The 15,138-nt window shown below is 62.3% G+C and carries 14 protein-coding genes; 7 read left to right on the plus strand and 7 right to left on the minus strand.

From position 1 onward, the window contains the following. Positions 1-164 precede the first annotated feature (164 nt). On the minus strand, positions 165-419 hold the full coding sequence (locus CKW40_RS03625; RefSeq protein ID WP_095198579.1) for a hypothetical protein: 255 nt from the start codon (positions 417-419) through the stop codon (positions 165-167). 338 nt (positions 420-757) lie between these two features. On the opposite strand from CKW40_RS03625, the gene CKW40_RS03630 reads away from it, so the two are divergent. From CKW40_RS03630 to CKW40_RS03650, 5 genes are all read left to right on the plus strand, one after another. Then, positions 758-1,066 carry a hypothetical protein gene (locus CKW40_RS03630; protein WP_143748243.1) on the plus strand — a complete coding sequence of 103 codons (309 nt, stop codon included), beginning with the start codon at positions 758-760 and terminating at the stop codon, positions 1,064-1,066. Between the two features lie 126 nt (positions 1,067-1,192). Beyond that, positions 1,193-1,474: a hypothetical protein gene (locus CKW40_RS03635; protein ID WP_095198581.1), complete on the plus strand. Its 282-nt coding sequence runs from the start codon at positions 1,193-1,195 to the stop codon at positions 1,472-1,474. A 691-nt stretch (positions 1,475-2,165) separates the two neighbouring features. Then, positions 2,166-2,294 carry a hypothetical protein gene (locus CKW40_RS45565; RefSeq protein ID WP_342202917.1) on the plus strand — a complete coding sequence of 43 codons (129 nt, stop codon included), beginning with the start codon at positions 2,166-2,168 and terminating at the stop codon, positions 2,292-2,294. Positions 2,295-2,298: 4 nt separating this feature from the next. Further along, positions 2,299-2,715, plus strand: a complete 417-nt coding sequence (locus CKW40_RS03645; protein WP_095198582.1) for a hypothetical protein — start codon at positions 2,299-2,301, stop codon at positions 2,713-2,715. A gap of 331 nt (positions 2,716-3,046) precedes the next feature. Beyond that, positions 3,047-3,391 (plus strand): hypothetical protein, encoded by a 345-nt coding sequence (locus tag CKW40_RS03650; protein ID WP_095198583.1) that lies wholly within the window; start codon positions 3,047-3,049, stop codon positions 3,389-3,391. Between the two features lie 40 nt (positions 3,392-3,431). On the opposite strand, the gene CKW40_RS03655 is transcribed toward CKW40_RS03650, so the two are convergent. The 4 genes from CKW40_RS03655 to CKW40_RS03670 all read right to left on the minus strand — a co-directional run bounded on the left by CKW40_RS03655 (position 3,432) and on the right by CKW40_RS03670 (position 8,862). Next, a complete protein-coding gene (locus tag CKW40_RS03655; RefSeq protein WP_095199118.1) occupies positions 3,432-5,051 on the minus strand; it encodes an ABC transporter ATP-binding protein in 1,620 nt (539 codons plus the stop codon). Positions 5,052-5,068: 17 nt separating this feature from the next. Then, on the minus strand, positions 5,069-6,190 hold the full coding sequence (locus CKW40_RS03660; protein WP_095198584.1) for an ABC transporter permease: 1,122 nt from the start codon (positions 6,188-6,190) through the stop codon (positions 5,069-5,071). Then, on the minus strand, positions 6,183-7,106 hold the full coding sequence (locus CKW40_RS03665; RefSeq protein WP_095198585.1) for an ABC transporter permease subunit: 924 nt from the start codon (positions 7,104-7,106) through the stop codon (positions 6,183-6,185). The genes CKW40_RS03660 and CKW40_RS03665 overlap by 8 nt, the downstream gene beginning before the upstream one ends. A gap of 163 nt (positions 7,107-7,269) precedes the next feature. After that, positions 7,270-8,862 (minus strand): peptide ABC transporter substrate-binding protein, encoded by a 1,593-nt coding sequence (locus CKW40_RS03670; RefSeq protein ID WP_095198586.1) that lies wholly within the window; start codon positions 8,860-8,862, stop codon positions 7,270-7,272. A 283-nt stretch (positions 8,863-9,145) separates the two neighbouring features. Between CKW40_RS03670 and CKW40_RS03675 the strand changes: the two genes are divergently transcribed. Together CKW40_RS03675 and CKW40_RS03680 are read left to right on the plus strand one after the other, a co-directional pair. Continuing rightward, positions 9,146-9,592: a TadE/TadG family type IV pilus assembly protein gene (locus CKW40_RS03675; RefSeq protein WP_095198587.1), complete on the plus strand. Its 447-nt coding sequence runs from the start codon at positions 9,146-9,148 to the stop codon at positions 9,590-9,592. Beyond that, on the plus strand, positions 9,593-11,362 hold the full coding sequence (locus CKW40_RS03680; protein ID WP_095198588.1) for a Tad domain-containing protein: 1,770 nt from the start codon (positions 9,593-9,595) through the stop codon (positions 11,360-11,362). A gap of 38 nt (positions 11,363-11,400) precedes the next feature. On the opposite strand, the gene bglA is transcribed toward CKW40_RS03680, so the two are convergent. Together bglA and glgX are read right to left on the minus strand one after the other, a co-directional pair. Beyond that, positions 11,401-13,059 (minus strand): beta-galactosidase BglA, encoded by a 1,659-nt coding sequence (bglA, locus tag CKW40_RS03685; protein ID WP_095198589.1) that lies wholly within the window; start codon positions 13,057-13,059, stop codon positions 11,401-11,403. Further along, positions 13,049-15,052, minus strand: coding sequence for a glycogen debranching protein GlgX (gene glgX / locus CKW40_RS03690; protein ID WP_095198590.1), 2,004 nt, complete (start codon positions 15,050-15,052; stop codon positions 13,049-13,051). The genes bglA and glgX overlap by 11 nt, the downstream gene beginning before the upstream one ends. Positions 15,053-15,138: the final 86 nt, after the last annotated feature.

Raw genomic sequence — 15,138 nt, forward strand, 5'->3', positions numbered from 1 at the left:
CAACGTGTTAGCGCATCCCGACTTTGGCGCTCAAACTGATATCACAGCTGAAAATACGGCGAGATGAGCTGCCTCCTCGGCGCGGCCCTTCCCTTTGTCGCCAATGCGCTACGCCAGTGGGCTTGTTGAAAACGCTGACGACGTCGGCGGCTGCAGTCTGTCGGTCATTGCGCGTGAATTTTCACCCGCCGCGCGGCATTCAACAACGCCGCGCCATCCGTGTCGATCGTGTCGACAAGTTCGCTGGCCTGGTCGACGCTGATGCCTGTTTCATTGGACAGGAACCAGACGCGGAAGCTCCTGTCTTCAGGTGGAAAAGGGGCGACGAACTCCCTGCCATCGTTTCGGTCTTCGGCTGATAGCCTGCGGCGCTTTCGCAGTGTCCGCTTCGGCTGGTCATCTTCCGATGAAAGGTCCATGGGCATATCGGACGTCGAGCTTATCGCAGGCCGAAGAAGCTCAATATCACTAGTACGATGACCACCGCTCCAACGAGCCAAATTATATTGTTCATGATCCTTCTCCTGTTGCCTGGAAAGCTCGCGCCTCTGGTGGAGAAACGCGTGCCGATCAGCCTTTGTCCGGCTGATCTTCTGCCGATGCCAAGCGATGGCGTTGGCCGTGAGGACAGAACAATTAGATGCACCTAATGTTCCGTCGCATGGGCAAGATCGAGCAATGGCCTATTGAATTGCCTTTATATTAGCTATGGCGCATGTTCTGTCCTGAGGGACTGCCGGTGATGCCTGGAGCCGCCATGGAAAAACTGGTTCTCACAGCAGCATTGGCGCTTGCCTGCCATTGCTCGCCGTCCCACGCGGACGACGAGCGGTCATGCGAAATCGTGGCGGCGTCAGCCCAGCTTTCCGGCAAGACCAACTGTAGAGACGGCGATGTCGCCACCATCTCCGGCATGAGCACCAAAGAGGTGCCGGAAGCGATAGCCCGATATTGCGATTTCTGGGCACAGATCGTCGTGTTGCCCGATGCGAGCACGACCGATGCATCGAGCCACTTCGTTGTTTGCAAGTACCGTCAGCGAGGGGCGGCCCCTTCTCGGCCTTAGGCTAAGCGATAGCCCGTCCTTCGACTTTCCGGAGGCTTCCGAGACTTGTCCTGGGACAGCCCGGAACCAAAGGGGCCAGCGGCAGTTATCCGACGAAGGGCTAATCAAGATAATGGAGAAATTGCAATGAGATCGATGATCATGTGCGCTTTGGCGCTTTCCATCGGATTGCCGGCTGTCGCGTCGGCGGCCCAAACCGACGTAATCATCAAGACCCACCATCGTCACCACAGCAACGTCAAGATCATCAACGAGAACGGCCAGCGTCTGCATCACCGCCACCACGGCACCGTCGCGTTCTATGATCACGGCCGCCGGCACCATCGTCCGGATACCGTCATCGTCACCGGCGCCGTCTCCAAGCGCCATCACCATCGCCCCGTCGTAATCGAAAACAACGATTACTGATCGACGCCGAAGGCTCGGCTCTTTGTAGCCGAGCCTTCCGGCAAGATTTTTTGGAGTGGCCCCGCACTCACAGGTCGATGACCATTGATGTCTGGGTCTCTTGAGAAAATCCGAGATGCGTAAAGCGCCATTCAGCTCCTCCGAAAAGGTCACACAATCTCACCTCGTTGGCTGGAATGCACAGGCCGCGGCGCCTGCCGACATTTAGGGTTCGCTCGCCACACGGATGCGGCGGGCGAACCCTATCGGCGCAGGAAGGGACGTAGCTGCGCCAATCTGCAAATCCATTCGATCTTTCCGATGGTCAGCTATGGGTCATTCCAATCGCCATGAAAGTGATGGCCGCCGCAAAGATCAGTGCGAGCAACCAGCGCGCTTGGCCAACACTCTTGTCCATCAACTTCCTCCTGACGTGCGGTGGACAACGGCTACGAACAGTGGCCGTTCCGAACAGCACCACAGGTAAGACCATTGCATTTTGCGGCCGGACTAAAGTCTGGGGTTCCACCGGACCGAAGCCCAGCCAGGGAACGTTTGCGCTGCGGCCCTGTTCGGTTGCTGGACCCGAAGATAATCAGACGAGCAGAACTGGATGAACGTCACCATGTCTAACATTGAGGCCATAAGATCCGATGCCTTGGGAACGCGCGTAGCGGACCTTAGGACCAGAATGCAGCATGCCCGAATTACCATGAGCGAAATGAAGACCTTCCAAAGGGTCGCGGCCATGATGGAGGACGGGCGGGGCAGCATTGACCATGACGATTTGATCGCCGCGTCCTTCGTTACCGACACGTTGCTCGACAAGAAAACGCCCTGAGACCATGCGGACAATCAGCAAGCTTTTTGATTCCCATGCTGAAGCAGCCCGGGTTGCTGGAGAACTGGTGGCGGTCGGTGTTCCTCGCGTTCAGATTGCCATTATCGGGCCCTACCGGGACGAAGTCACGGTTCTGAGTTCCCCGAGTGTCATCCTTGCGGCATTGGCCTGCCTGAGCGCCATGGCCGTTTGCGGCGTCAGTCCTCTTCCGGCAGGATTGCCGGCAACAGCACTGGTTTGCGCGGTCTGTGCTGGCGGGTTGCTCGGCACATTCATCACCACTGCGGCAATGCCGGATGATCGGAGCGTTGCCGACGGGATCGTCTTGGTGACGGCGCATGTTGATGAAAATGCAACCGACATCGCTCAAGCAGTGCTTGGCGGTTGCACTCCCACCGCATTGATCGCCGAAGCGGCGTGAGTTTCCAGGGAAACTGAGGGAAAGGCGCGGCACGAAGGCGGGTTGCCACAACCAACCGGAACCGCGGAGGTTTGCATCGGCCAAGGACCGACGAAAAGCCGCCCCGGCGTCAACCGAGGCGGACTCTCTCCGTTTCCAGTGATTGCATTTAGACACTCGACAGACACCAACTTCGAGCGATCGCGAACGTTCCCGCATTTGGCTGGAACTCCGTGCATTCATGTATCCACAGGGTTCTGTCGCGAGCACAATCTTTGACGAAATAATCGTCGGCTCCAGATAGTTCGGTGGATATGATGAAGCCCGTGAAACTGGCGCGCCGGATGTGGACATGAATTTTATTTCAACGACAGCCTCGGCACCGGTTCTTGTGATTGCGATGTTTCTGGTTACCGGCTGCTCGTCGATCGGCAGGACGGTCGATCCGGCGAAGTACGACAGTATGAGTTGCACCGAGCTCAACAGCGCGCTGGGCGAAAACGCCAGCGAAATCTCGCAAACCGCAATCACCCGCGGCAAGGTCGCCAACGCCAGTGTTCCGCGCTGGCTGCTTGGTGGCTCGCGCGTGAAAACCGCTGTCGCCAACCGCGAAACAGCCAGGATCGACCGGCTGAAACAGCAGCAGGATGCCATTGCTGCCGTACGCGCGCGCAAGTGCCCCAAATCAGCAGGCTGAGCGAACAGCCCCGATGATTGCCCTTAGCTGAAGTGACGCCTCACGCGCTTAGCCGAAAGCGCGTCACATCGATCGCCGCGGCCATCAGCGTCTGCGTGTAAACGTGCTGCGGATTGCTGAAGATCGCCTCGGTCGGCCCCTCCTCGACGATCTTGCCCTGTTTCATGACGATGATGTAGTCGGCCATGGCGCGCACGACCGAAAGATCGTGGCTGATGAACAGGTAGGACAGTTCATGGTCGGCCTGCAGCTTGCGCAGCAGTTCGACGATCTGTTTCTGCACCGATCGGTCGAGCGCCGAGGTCGGCTCGTCCAGCACGACCATTTTGGGCTTCAGGATCATGGCCCGCGCTATGGCGATGCGCTGCCGCTGGCCGCCTGAGAATTCATGCGGGTAGCGGTTGCGGGCGTTGGGATCGAGGCCGACCTCGAGCAAGGCCTCGACCGCGCGCTGGTCGCGCTGCTTGCCCGAAAGATTGGGCTCATGCACCAGCAGCCCTTCTGTGATGACCTGGCCGACGGTCATGCGCGGCGACAGCGAGCCGAACGGATCCTGGAAGACGAGCTGCATCTGGCGCCGCAGCGGCCGCATCTGCTGCCGGTCGGCGGTGGAAATGTCGCGATCGCCGAAACGGATCAAGCCATCGCTCGGCAGCAGCCGCAGCAGGGCGCGGCCGAGCGTCGATTTGCCCGATCCGGATTCGCCGACGATGCCGATGGTCTGGTTGCGCTGCAGCCGGATCGAGATGTCATCGACGGCGCGCAGCATTAGCGGTTCGCCGGCCAGGAACCCGCCGCCGATCTTGAATGTGACTTCGACATTCCTGCCTTCGAGCACCACGGGCGCATTGGCGGGCGGTGGCGCCTTGGTTCCCGTCGGCTCGGCCGCCAGCAGCATTTTTGTATAGGCATGCTGCGGGTTGACGAAGATCGCCTCGGCGTCACCCTCCTCGACCACCTCGCCCTGGCGCATGACATAGACCCGGTCGGCAAAGCGCCGGACGATGCCGAGATCATGGGTGATGAAGACGATCGCCATGCCGAGCTTGCGCTGCAGTTCTGCGAGCAGCATCAGGATCTGCGCCTGGATGGTGACGTCGAGCGCCGTCGTCGGCTCGTCGGCGATCAGTATGTCGGGATCATTGGCGAGCGCCATGGCGATCATGACGCGCTGGCGCTGGCCGCCGGACATTTCGTGCGGATAGGATTTCATCCGCCGCTCGGGATCGGGAATATGCACCAGCCGCAAGAGCTTGAGCGCCTCCTCGCGTGCCTCGGCGGCATTCAGGCCGCGATGCCGGCGGATCGGTTCGATCAGCTGGTTGCCGATCGAATAGAGCGGATCGAGCGAGGTCATCGGCTCCTGGAAGATCATGCTGATCTTGGCGCCGCGCACCTTGTTCAGGTCGGATTTGCTCAGGGTGAGCAGGTTGCGGCCGCGATAGTCGACGCTGCCGGTGGCTTCGCCATTCGAAGCCAGCAGGCTCATCGCCGCCATCATCGTCTGGCTCTTGCCGGAGCCGGATTCACCGACCACGGCAACGGTCTCGCCCGCGTTGACGTGGATGTTGATGCCCTTCACCGCTTCGACGGCGCCGTCGAGCGTGCGGAAGCGGACGCGCAAATCCTTGACGCTGAGGATCGTTTCGGGAGTGGCCATGTCAGCGATCCCCATCTTTATCGATCCCTCGGGTCAAGTGCGTCGCGCAGGCCGTCGCCGACGAAATTGAGCGCAAACAGCGTCGAGACGAGGAAGAAGGCGGGGAACAGCAGCAGCCAGTTGGCGGTGCCGATGTTCTTGGCGCCGACCGAAATCAGCACGCCCCAGCTGGTCATCGGCTCCTGCACGCCGAGCCCGAGGAACGACAGGAAACTCTCCAGGATGATGACCTGCGGCACCAGCAGGGTCATGTAGATCACCACCGGGCCGAGCAGATTGGGGATGACGTGGCGCAGCAGGATGCCGCGCTGGCCGACACCCATGGCTTCCGCCGCCTGGACATATTCCTGGCGGCGGATCGACAGTGCCTGGCCGCGCACGATACGGGCCATGTCGAGCCACAGCACCGCACCCACGGCCAGGAACATCAGCACGAAGTTGCGGCCGAAGAACACCACCAGCATGATGACGAAGAAGATGAACGGCAAGGAATAGAGCACATCGACGATGCGCATCATCACCTCGTCGATCTTGCCGCCGGAAAAGCCGGCGGCAGCACCATAGATGACGCCAATCACCACCGCCACGACGCCGGCGAGCAGGCCGATGGCGAGCGAGATGCGCCCGGCCATCAGCGTGCGCGAAAGAAGATCGCGGCCGGTGTTGTCGGTGCCGAACAGGAAATATTGCTGCTTGACCGACGTGCTCATCGTCACTTCGAGCCCGTCGGCCGACTTGCTCTCGATCTTGGTGTCGTCAAAGGCATCGGAACGGTCGAGGTAGCGGATGTTGCGATCATCGACCGGCTTGGTCGAGGTGACCGTGACTGTGACGTGGCTGCCTTCCTGATGCCACTCCTTGAGATCGACCCGCATGCGCTTGATGGCATCCGTGAGTGCCCCTTGAATCATGTCGGCCTTCGGATAGGCCGACAGGCTTGGCGGCATGCGCACATAGTCGGCATAGATCGTCGTGTACTGATGCGGCACGAACCAGGGGCCGAACACACTGACGATCCCGATCAAGGCGAGGTAATAGAGGCTGAACATGGCGGCGCGGTTGGCCTTGAGGCGCGCCCAGGCGTCACCCCAGAGCGAACGGCCGACGATTGCGGGAGCTGTGGCTGCGATGTCAGTCATAGCGCACCCTCGGGTCGACGACCGCGTACATGACGTCGACGATCAGGTTGAAGATGATGGTGAAGATGGCGATCACCACCACCGTCCCCATCACCAGCGTATAATCGCGGTTGAGCGCGGCATCGACGAAATAGCGGCCGACGCCGGGAATGGAGAAGATCGTCTCGACGATCACCGAGCCAGTCAAAAGAGCCGCCGCCGCTGGACCGGTGAATGAGACGATCGGCAAGATGGCGCCGCGCAAGGCGTGCTTGACCACCACCGACCAGTCGGAGAGGCCGAGCGCGCGTGCCGTGCGGATATGGTGAGAGCGCAACGATTCAATCATCGAGCCGCGCATCAGGCGGGCAACGATGGCGATCTGCGGCAGTGCGAGCGTCAGCACAGGGCCGACCTTGTTGATGAAGGCGCCGTCCCCCCAGCCGCCGATCGGCAGCAGCTTCCAGGTCAGCCCGAACAGGAGCTGGATCACCGGCGCGATGACGAAGGTGGGGATGGTGCTGCCGGCCGTCGCCAGCGCAATCACCGTATAGTCGCCAAGCTTGTTCTGGTTGAGCGCGGCAATGGTGCCGAGCACGCTGCCAAGCAGCAGCGCCAGGATCAGGGCCGAGGCGCCGAGCTGGACGGAAATGGGCAGGCCCTTGGCAAACAGTTCGGTGACGGTGAAGTCCGGCATGTTGTAGCTCGGGCCGAAATTGCCGCGTAAGAGATTGCCGAGATAGTGGACATATTGCAGCCAGAGCGGATCGTTGAGGCCGAACTGGGCTTCAAGGTTGGCCTTGATCTCTGGGCTAAGCCCCCGCTCCTGGTTGAATGGGCCGCCTGGCGCGACGCGCATCAGGAAGAACGCCATCGTCACGATGACGAACAGCGTCGGTATGGCGGTCAAAAGCCGCCGGAATACATATCGCAGCATCGGTGCCCCACTTGATCCGGAACACGCCCATCCAGTTGGATGATTGTGCTCCAGCGTTCAAATCTTCGCACCGGATTTTCCGAAAATCGATTCCGTTTCCCGGCCGATGCGATGGCAAACCAGCACCGCCGCGCCTCTCGGGGCGCGGCGGCTTGGCCAGGGATCAGTCCTTGCTGACGAAGCGCGACGGATGGACGTCCATCACATTGTCGACGAAGCCATGCAGCTTCGAGGACACGATGTCGTGGTAGCTGTAGTAGAGAAGCGGGATCTGGCCGACATCGTCGACGAGAATGCGCTCGGCCTCGGAGAGCTCCTTCATGCGCTCCTCGGGCTTGCCGCCGGCGGCGGCCGCCTTGTCCATGGCCGCTTCATAGGCCGGGCTGTTGTAGTTCGAGTAGTTGTTGCCGCTCGCCTTGCGCGAGATGCCGAGGAAGGTTTCCGGGTCCTTGTAGTCGGCGATCCAGGCGGCACGCGCCACGTCATAGTCGCCCTTCTGCTCCAGGAAGGAGTAGTGGGTCTTGGTGTCGGTGTTGAGCAGCGTGACGTCGACGCCGAGGGGCTTCAGCTGTTCCTGGATGGCGACCGCGGTGTTCTTGTGGTTCTCCGAGGTGTTGTAGCGGATTTCCATCTTCAGCGGATGTTCGGGCGTATAGCCAAGTTTCTCGAGGATCTTCTTGGCCGCGTCCTCGCGGTCGATCTGCGGCATGTCGGCATATTTGGCCATTGCCGGCGTGTAGCCCTCGATGCCGGGAGGCACCATCGAATAGCCGGGCAGCATCGAGTTCTGCCAGACCTTTTCGGCGATGAAGTCGCGATCGATCGCCATCGAGATGGCGTTGCGCAGCTCAGGGTTGTTCCACGGCGCCTTGTCGGTCTTGATCGCGTAATAATAGGTGCCGAGATACGGGCCGACATGGATCTGGTCGCCGAACTTGGTCTTGAGGTCGGCGAGCTGTTCGGTCGGCAGATCGTCATAGCTGTCGAGCTCGCCCGCCTCGAAGCGCTTCATCGCCGAGGAGCGGTCTTCAGTCGGGATGTAGTTGACCACGTCGAACTTGACGGTCGCGGCGTCCCAGAATTTCGGATTCTTGACCAGTTTCATGTGGTCGTTGGGAACCCATTCGGCCAGCGTATAGGCGCCATTCGAGACGAGCTTGCCGGGCTTGATCCAGTCAGCGCCGAGCTTGTCAATCGAGGCCTTGCTGACCGGATAGGTCGCCTGATGGGTCAGCATCTCCAGGAAGTACGGCGTCGGCGCCTTCAGCGTCACTTCCAAGGTGTTGGCGTCGATCGCCTTGACGCCCATATCCTCGGGCTTGCCCTTCTTGGTGTTGAAATCCTCCGCACCCTTTACCGGGTACAGCATCGAGGCGTATTCGGCGCCGGTCGCCGGGTCTTCCAGCCGGTGGAAGGCGTAGACGAAGTCGTCCGCCGTCACCGGGCTGCCGTCCGACCACATGCCGTCCTTGCGCAGCTTGAAGGTGTAGACGGTGCCGTCATCCGATACCGTCCAGCTTTCGGCGGCGCCCGGAATGAGGTTGGCCTTCTCGTCCTGCATGACCAGGCCCTGGAACAGGTCGCGCAGCACATTGGCTTCATAGACCGTCGAAGTCTTGTGCGGGTCGACCGATTCCGATTCGGCGGCGGTGCCCCTGTTGTAGACGGTCTCGGCGAAAGCCGGCGTGTAGAATGCGCCGGCGACGACCGCCATGGTGGTGGCGAATACCGTCGCCTTCAGCATGTTTTTCAGCATGAAGTTCTCCCTGTCGGCGCTGCCGTTGGCGCGCCTTTTCGTGTTGACGCCCCGGAACCGATGCCTGGTTCCTTTGAGCGCGCCGCCGGTTCCCTCCGGCAGCTGGTGGCAGGAGACTAGACAGGAGGTAAGCTCTTTTCAACCGAGTACTGATTGACCCTAAGTCAATCCTCAGAATCGAAGAAGCAACGGCTAAATTAGAGCGGCATTTTCAATCACACACATCCCCAGGTTGTGCCTGGAGTTTTCGCTTTCTGCATGCGAACTTTGGCATGCTATTCGCATGGTTCAGAACCTCATTTCCCGGGTCCGAAGGCGCGCGTTCCGAACAGACAATTCGGGAACTTCCGCGGTCGAGTTCGCCCTGCTATCGCCGCTTTTTATCCTTCTTCTACTCGGAATGGTTGCGTACGGCATTTATTTTGGCGCTGCCAACTCTATACAGCAGATCGCGGCGGATGCCGCGCGGACGGCCATCGCCGGGCTGAACCAGACCGAGCGGCAGACGCTGGTGGCCAGCTACCTTACCAACAATGCCGGCGGATATCCGTTCGTGGACGCCAGCAAACTGACCTACCAGGCCAATGACAGCTTGGCCGATGGCAGCCAGTTCGTGGTGTCGATCTCATACGATGCCCGCAACCTGCCGATCTGGAACCTGTTCCCGGGCATAGCCATGCCGGGGACCACGATCACGCGCCAGTCGACAATCAGGGTCGGAGGTATCTGAATGTTGCTGCGCGCGCGCACGACGGTCGGCCGGATCGCCCAGCGTCTGCTGGCGGACAAGAAGGCGAACTTCGCCGTCATGACCGCCCTGAGCGCGCCGGTCGCGCTGGCGCTGGCCGCCGTGGCCATCGATGAGGCCTCAATCTACTCCGAGCGCCGGCAAGCCCAGGCGATGGTCGATCTGGCTGCGATCACCGCGGCCTCGAACATCAACAATGTCAACACTGCGGTCGTCACCACGCTTACCGACAACGGTATGCCGGGTGTCGTCGTTCAAGCCCCAGGCCAGACCATTGCCCCGGCTGTCGGGAAGACGGTGGTGACGGTGACGCAAGGCCGATATGCCTCGTCGACCACCAATGTCACCCAGCGCTTCCAGGCGGGCGTGACACCGTACAATGCGGTGCGTGTCACGCTGACGAAAATCCCTGCCCGCTATTTCGCGAGCTCGCTCATCCCCAGTCCGGTCATCGGCACCCAAGCCACCGCCAGCATGACGCCGCAGGCGACTTTCTCGGTCGGATCGAGACTGCTCAGCGTCAATGGCGGCATCCTCAACGCTTTGCTGAGTGGACTTCTCGGCGGCAACATCTCGCTCAGCGTCATGGACTATAACGGGCTGATCTCGGCCGATGTCAGCGTGCTTTCCTTCGTCAGTGCGCTCGCCACACAACTGAACATCACGGCCGGCACCTATTCGGACGTGCTGGCCTCGAAGGCAACAGTCGGCCAGATCGCCACGGCCATGGCCAATGTTCCCGGCCTCGGCAATACGGCCAAGGTCGCCCTGCAGACCATCGCCTCCAAGTCGACCAGCACGGTCAAGATCCCGCTCAGCAGTCTTATCGACCTCGGTTCCGTCGGCAGCCTGGGCCTTGGTCAACAGCCGTCCGGCCTCGGCGTCGACGCAAGCGCCATGGGGATGCTGACCGCCGCCGCCGTGCTGGCGAACGGCACCAACCAGGCCGCGATCAATCTCGGCGCCACCATCCCGGGGCTGCTCAACACCCAGCTCAGCATCGCCATTGGCCAGCCGGCGCAATCCTCGCCCTGGCTGGCGATCGATGGCATCGGCACTACCGTGCGGACAGCCCAGACGCGCATCAAACTGACGGCCTCCGTCGGTGTCGGCACGCCAGGTCTCGGCGGCGGCATCAGCCTGCTGGCCGTCAATCTGCCGCTCAACGTGGAAGTCGCCTATGCCGAAGCGAAGCTCACCGACATCAGCTGTCCGACAGGGCCCTCCAGCATCAGCGTCTCCATCGCCGCGCACCCCGGTATTGCCCAGCTGAACCTCGCCAACAGCAACAACCCGTCAGGTTTTGCAGATTTCAGCCAGCCGCAGACCTTCACCGATGCCGAGATCGCCGATGTGAGCCTTCATCTGTTGCTGATCAACATTCCCTTGATCCAGGTGATGGGCTCGGCCGCGACCGCGATCACCAACAACAGCCCGCAAACCTTGACCTTCAACGCGACCGACATCGCCAACAAGACGGTGAAAACCGTTTCGACGCGCAACATCTCGCAGTCGCTCACCACGTCGCTGGTCAACAACCTGTCGCTTTCGGCCAATGTGCTTGGTCTCGGCATCGATCTCACCGCCTTGCTCGGAACGGTCAAACCCGCGGTGGTGACACTGCTCAACGGTGTAACGGCGCCCGTCGACGACTTGCTCTACAATGTGCTGTCGGCCCTGGGTGTCGGTGTTGGCCAGGCTGACGTGCGTGTCACCGGGGCGACCTGCGGACGGGCGGTGCTCGTACAGTAGCCATTTGTGGCCAGGCAGATCGCTTGGCCGATCCGCCATCAGTCGAGCTGACCAAGGAAGCAACCGAGAGCCGGCAGCGAGAGCGCTTCCTTCCCGACACCAGCGCCGCTATCGAAGACAGCCGCAATAGCTCCGATATCCCTTGGCAACGGCCAATCCGCCGGCTCCCCAGCGAAATTGAAGACGCAGAGCAGCCTCTGCCCACCGCCTTCGCGGATGAAGGCGAGCACGTCGCCCTCGGCGTCGAGAAAGCGGATCGAACCGCTGACCAGCGCCGGATAGCGCCTGCGCAAGGCAAGCGTCGAGCGATAGGCGGACAGCACCGATTGCTCGTTGCCGTTCTGCACATCGGCGGCGCGGGCGCGATGGCTGGCCGGGACCGGCAGCCAGGGCTTGCCCGTTGAGAAACCCGCATTGTCGGCGCCGGCCTCCCAGACCATCGGCGTGCGGCAACCATCCCTGCCCTTCACACCCGGCCAGAAGCGGATGCCGACGGGGTCGCGCAGATCCTCATAGGCAAGCTCCGCCTCCTCCAGGCCGAGCTCCTCGCCCTGATAGAGGCAGATCGAGCCGCGCAGGCAGGCGAGCAGCATGATCGAGAATCTGGCCACCGCGTCGGCATCGCCGTCCGGCCCGGTCCAGCGGCTGACATGGCGCACCACGTCATGATTGGAAAACGCCCAGCAGACCCAGCCGTCAGCGACCGCATGTTCGAAGGCCTCGACACAGCCGCGCACATGCGCCGCCGAAAACTGCGCGCCGAGCAGATCGAAGGTGTAGCACATTTGCAGCTTGTCGCCGCCGGAGGTGTAGGCGGCCAGCGTCTGCAGCGAGCGACCCTCATCGCCGATTTCGCCGACAGCGGCGCGGTCCTGGTACTCATCAAGCAGTGCGCGGAAACGCCTGAGGAAGGCCAGGTTTTCCGGCTGCGTCTTGTCGAACAGATGCTCCTGGTAGAGGTAGGTGTTGGTCTCGCCATTGGTGCCGGCGACGCTCGACGCCAAAGGCGGATTGCTGCGCAGCCAGCGGTCATGGACATAGTAGTTGACCGTGTCGAGACGGAAACCGTCGACGCCACGCTCCAACCAGAAGCGCACCGTGTCCAGCAGCGCGTCCTGGACCTCCGGATTGTGGAAATTCAGGTCGGGCTGCGAGGCCAGGAAATTGTGCATGTAATATTGCCGGCGGGTCGAATCCCACTCCCAGGCCGGACCACCGAAGACGGACAGCCAGTTGTTGGGCGCGTTGCCGTCGGGTTTCGTATCGGCCCAGACGTACCAGTCGGCCTTGGGATTGTCGCGGCTGGCGCGGCTTTCGACGAACCATTCGTGTTTGTCGGACGAGTGGGAAATCACCTGGTCGATGATGAGCTTCAGGCCGAGCCGGTGCGCCTCGGCGACCAATGCGTCAAAATCCTCCAGCGTTCCGAACATCGGATCGACGTCGCGATAGTCCGACACGTCATAGCCCATATCGGCCATCGGCGACTTGAAGAAGGGCGACAGCCAGACGGCATCGACGCCGAGCGAGGCGATGTGGGCAAGCCTGGCGGTGATACCCCTTAGATCGCCGCTGCCGTCACCGGTCGTGTCCTGGAAGGAACGCGGATAGACCTGGTAGATGACGCAGCCGCGCCACCATTCGGTCCCCTGCTCCGCCCCGGGATCGGCCCAAGGGTTGGCATTGTCATCGGCCATTACGAACCTTCCCGGCGCGGCCCTTTGCGGTCCAGCGCTCGATCATGAAATTGACGCTGCGGCCCGGCAGCGGCCGCGCAAGATCGATCGCCTGCGTCTCTATCGCCGGTTGCCATCGGAACCCCTGCCGCTCGGGCAAGGTGAAGACGCATTGGCGACGATCGCCGTTGATGATGACGGCAAGGCGGCCGCCGGCATCGCCAAGCAGCATCACGAGGCGGTGCCGGGCGGGGTCGTTCCAGTCCGCCTCGGCAAGCGGCATGCCGGTCTCGGCCAACCAGACGACGTCTGGGATGCCGGAAGCATCGGCCGGTTCTCCAGTCAGGAAATGCGTCTCTGACAGGGCCGGTATGGCGCGGCGAAGCATGCCGAGTGCCGATGCGTAGCGCTCCAGCGCCTGGTCTCGTCCGGCCCAGTCGAGCCAGGTGATGGCATTGTCCTGCGCGTAGGCGTTGTTGTTACCCTGCTGCGTGCGGCCGAACTCGTCTCCGGCGGTCAGCATGATGGTGCCGCGCGAGGCAAACAGCGTGGCGAGCAGTGCACACTGGTCGCCGAAGCGGGCATCGGCGATCGCCGCGTCGCCCGTCTCGCCCTCGGCGCCATTGTTCCAGGACAGATTGTCGTTGTGGCCGTCGCGGTTCTGCTCGCCATTGGCGGCGTTGTGCTTGCGCTCATAGGCGACGATGTCGGCCAACGTCATGCCGTCATGGGCGGCGATGAAATTCACCGTGCGGCTGGCCGGTTGACCGGTTTTGCCAAAAACGTCGGACGAGCCGGCAAGCCGTGTCGCCAGCGCTCCGACCGCGCCGGCATCGCCACGCCAGAAGCGCCTGGCATCGTCGCGATAGCGATCGTTCCATTCAAGGAAGCGCGGCGGGAAGTTGCCGAGCTGATAGCCATCGGGACCGATGTCCCAGGGTTCGGCGATCAACACGCGATCGGCAAGCACGGGATCGCCGGCGATCGCCGCGAGCAAGGGCGCCGTGGGATCGAACGTGCCGTCTACGCGCCCCAGAACCGGCGCCAGATCGAAGCGGAAGCCGTCGACGCCGGCATGGCGAACGAAGTGACGGAGCGTGTCGAGCACCATGTCCCGCACCGCCGGGTGATCGCAGGCGACGGTGTTGCCGGTGCCGGTGTCATTGACCAGCCGGCCGTCAGCCTGGTGCCGGTAATAGGCCTGATTGTCGAGCCCGCGTAGTGACAGCGTCGGCCCCAGCCGGTCGCTTTCACCCGTGTGGTTGAAGACGAGATCGAGGATGGTGCCGATGCCGGCCTGACGCAGGGCGGCGACGGTGGCGCGCAATTCCGCCAGGCCGCCGGGAGCCAGGCGCGGGTCGAGCGCCATGAAGGTGACGGGGTTGTAGCCCCAGGCGTTGCTCAGACCCAGCGGCGGCAGATGCCGCTCGTCGATCGACGCCGTCACCGGCATCAGTTCGATGGCCGAGACGCCGAGGCGCTTCAGATGCGCGATGATGGCGGGGTGGGCGAGCGCAGCGATGGTGCCGCGCTGGGCTTCAGGCACATCCGGATGCAGCTTGGTGAAAGAGCGGACGTTGAGCTCATAGATCAGGCCGCCGGGCTGAAACAAGGGCGGCAAGGTAGGCACAGTGGGCAAGACCTTCGCCACGGTCTTGGGCATCAGCGGCGCGGTGTCGGAGCCCTCGTTGCGCCGCGCGGCGAGCCGCCAGTGATAGGCATAGGGCCGGTCGATTTCGACGGCGTAGGGATCGGCGAGCAGCTTGTCGGGATCGAACCACAGCCCGCGCTCGGGCGCATAGTCACCGTCAGCGCGAAAGCCATACCGCGTGCCTGCGGCAAGGCCGGAGACGACGAGCGCATGCACCCCGTCGCCTTCCGGCTGCAGTTCCAGCCGGTCGAGTTCGCGGTTTCCCTGCCCGTCGAAGATCGAGACCCAGAGGCGACGGGCCGACGAGGACCAGGCGGCGAACCGGATGCCTTCTGGGGTGACGGTGGCGCCGAGTTGGGTCATGCGGGCTCCCCCTTCTCCCCTTGTGGGAGAAGGTGTCGCCGAAGGCGACGGATGAGGGGTGCTCCAGCTTCGCAAGGACGGCGATC

It is taken from the genome of Mesorhizobium carmichaelinearum (genome assembly GCF_900199455.1).
Classification (GTDB): Bacteria; Pseudomonadota; Alphaproteobacteria; order Rhizobiales; family Rhizobiaceae; genus Mesorhizobium; species Mesorhizobium carmichaelinearum.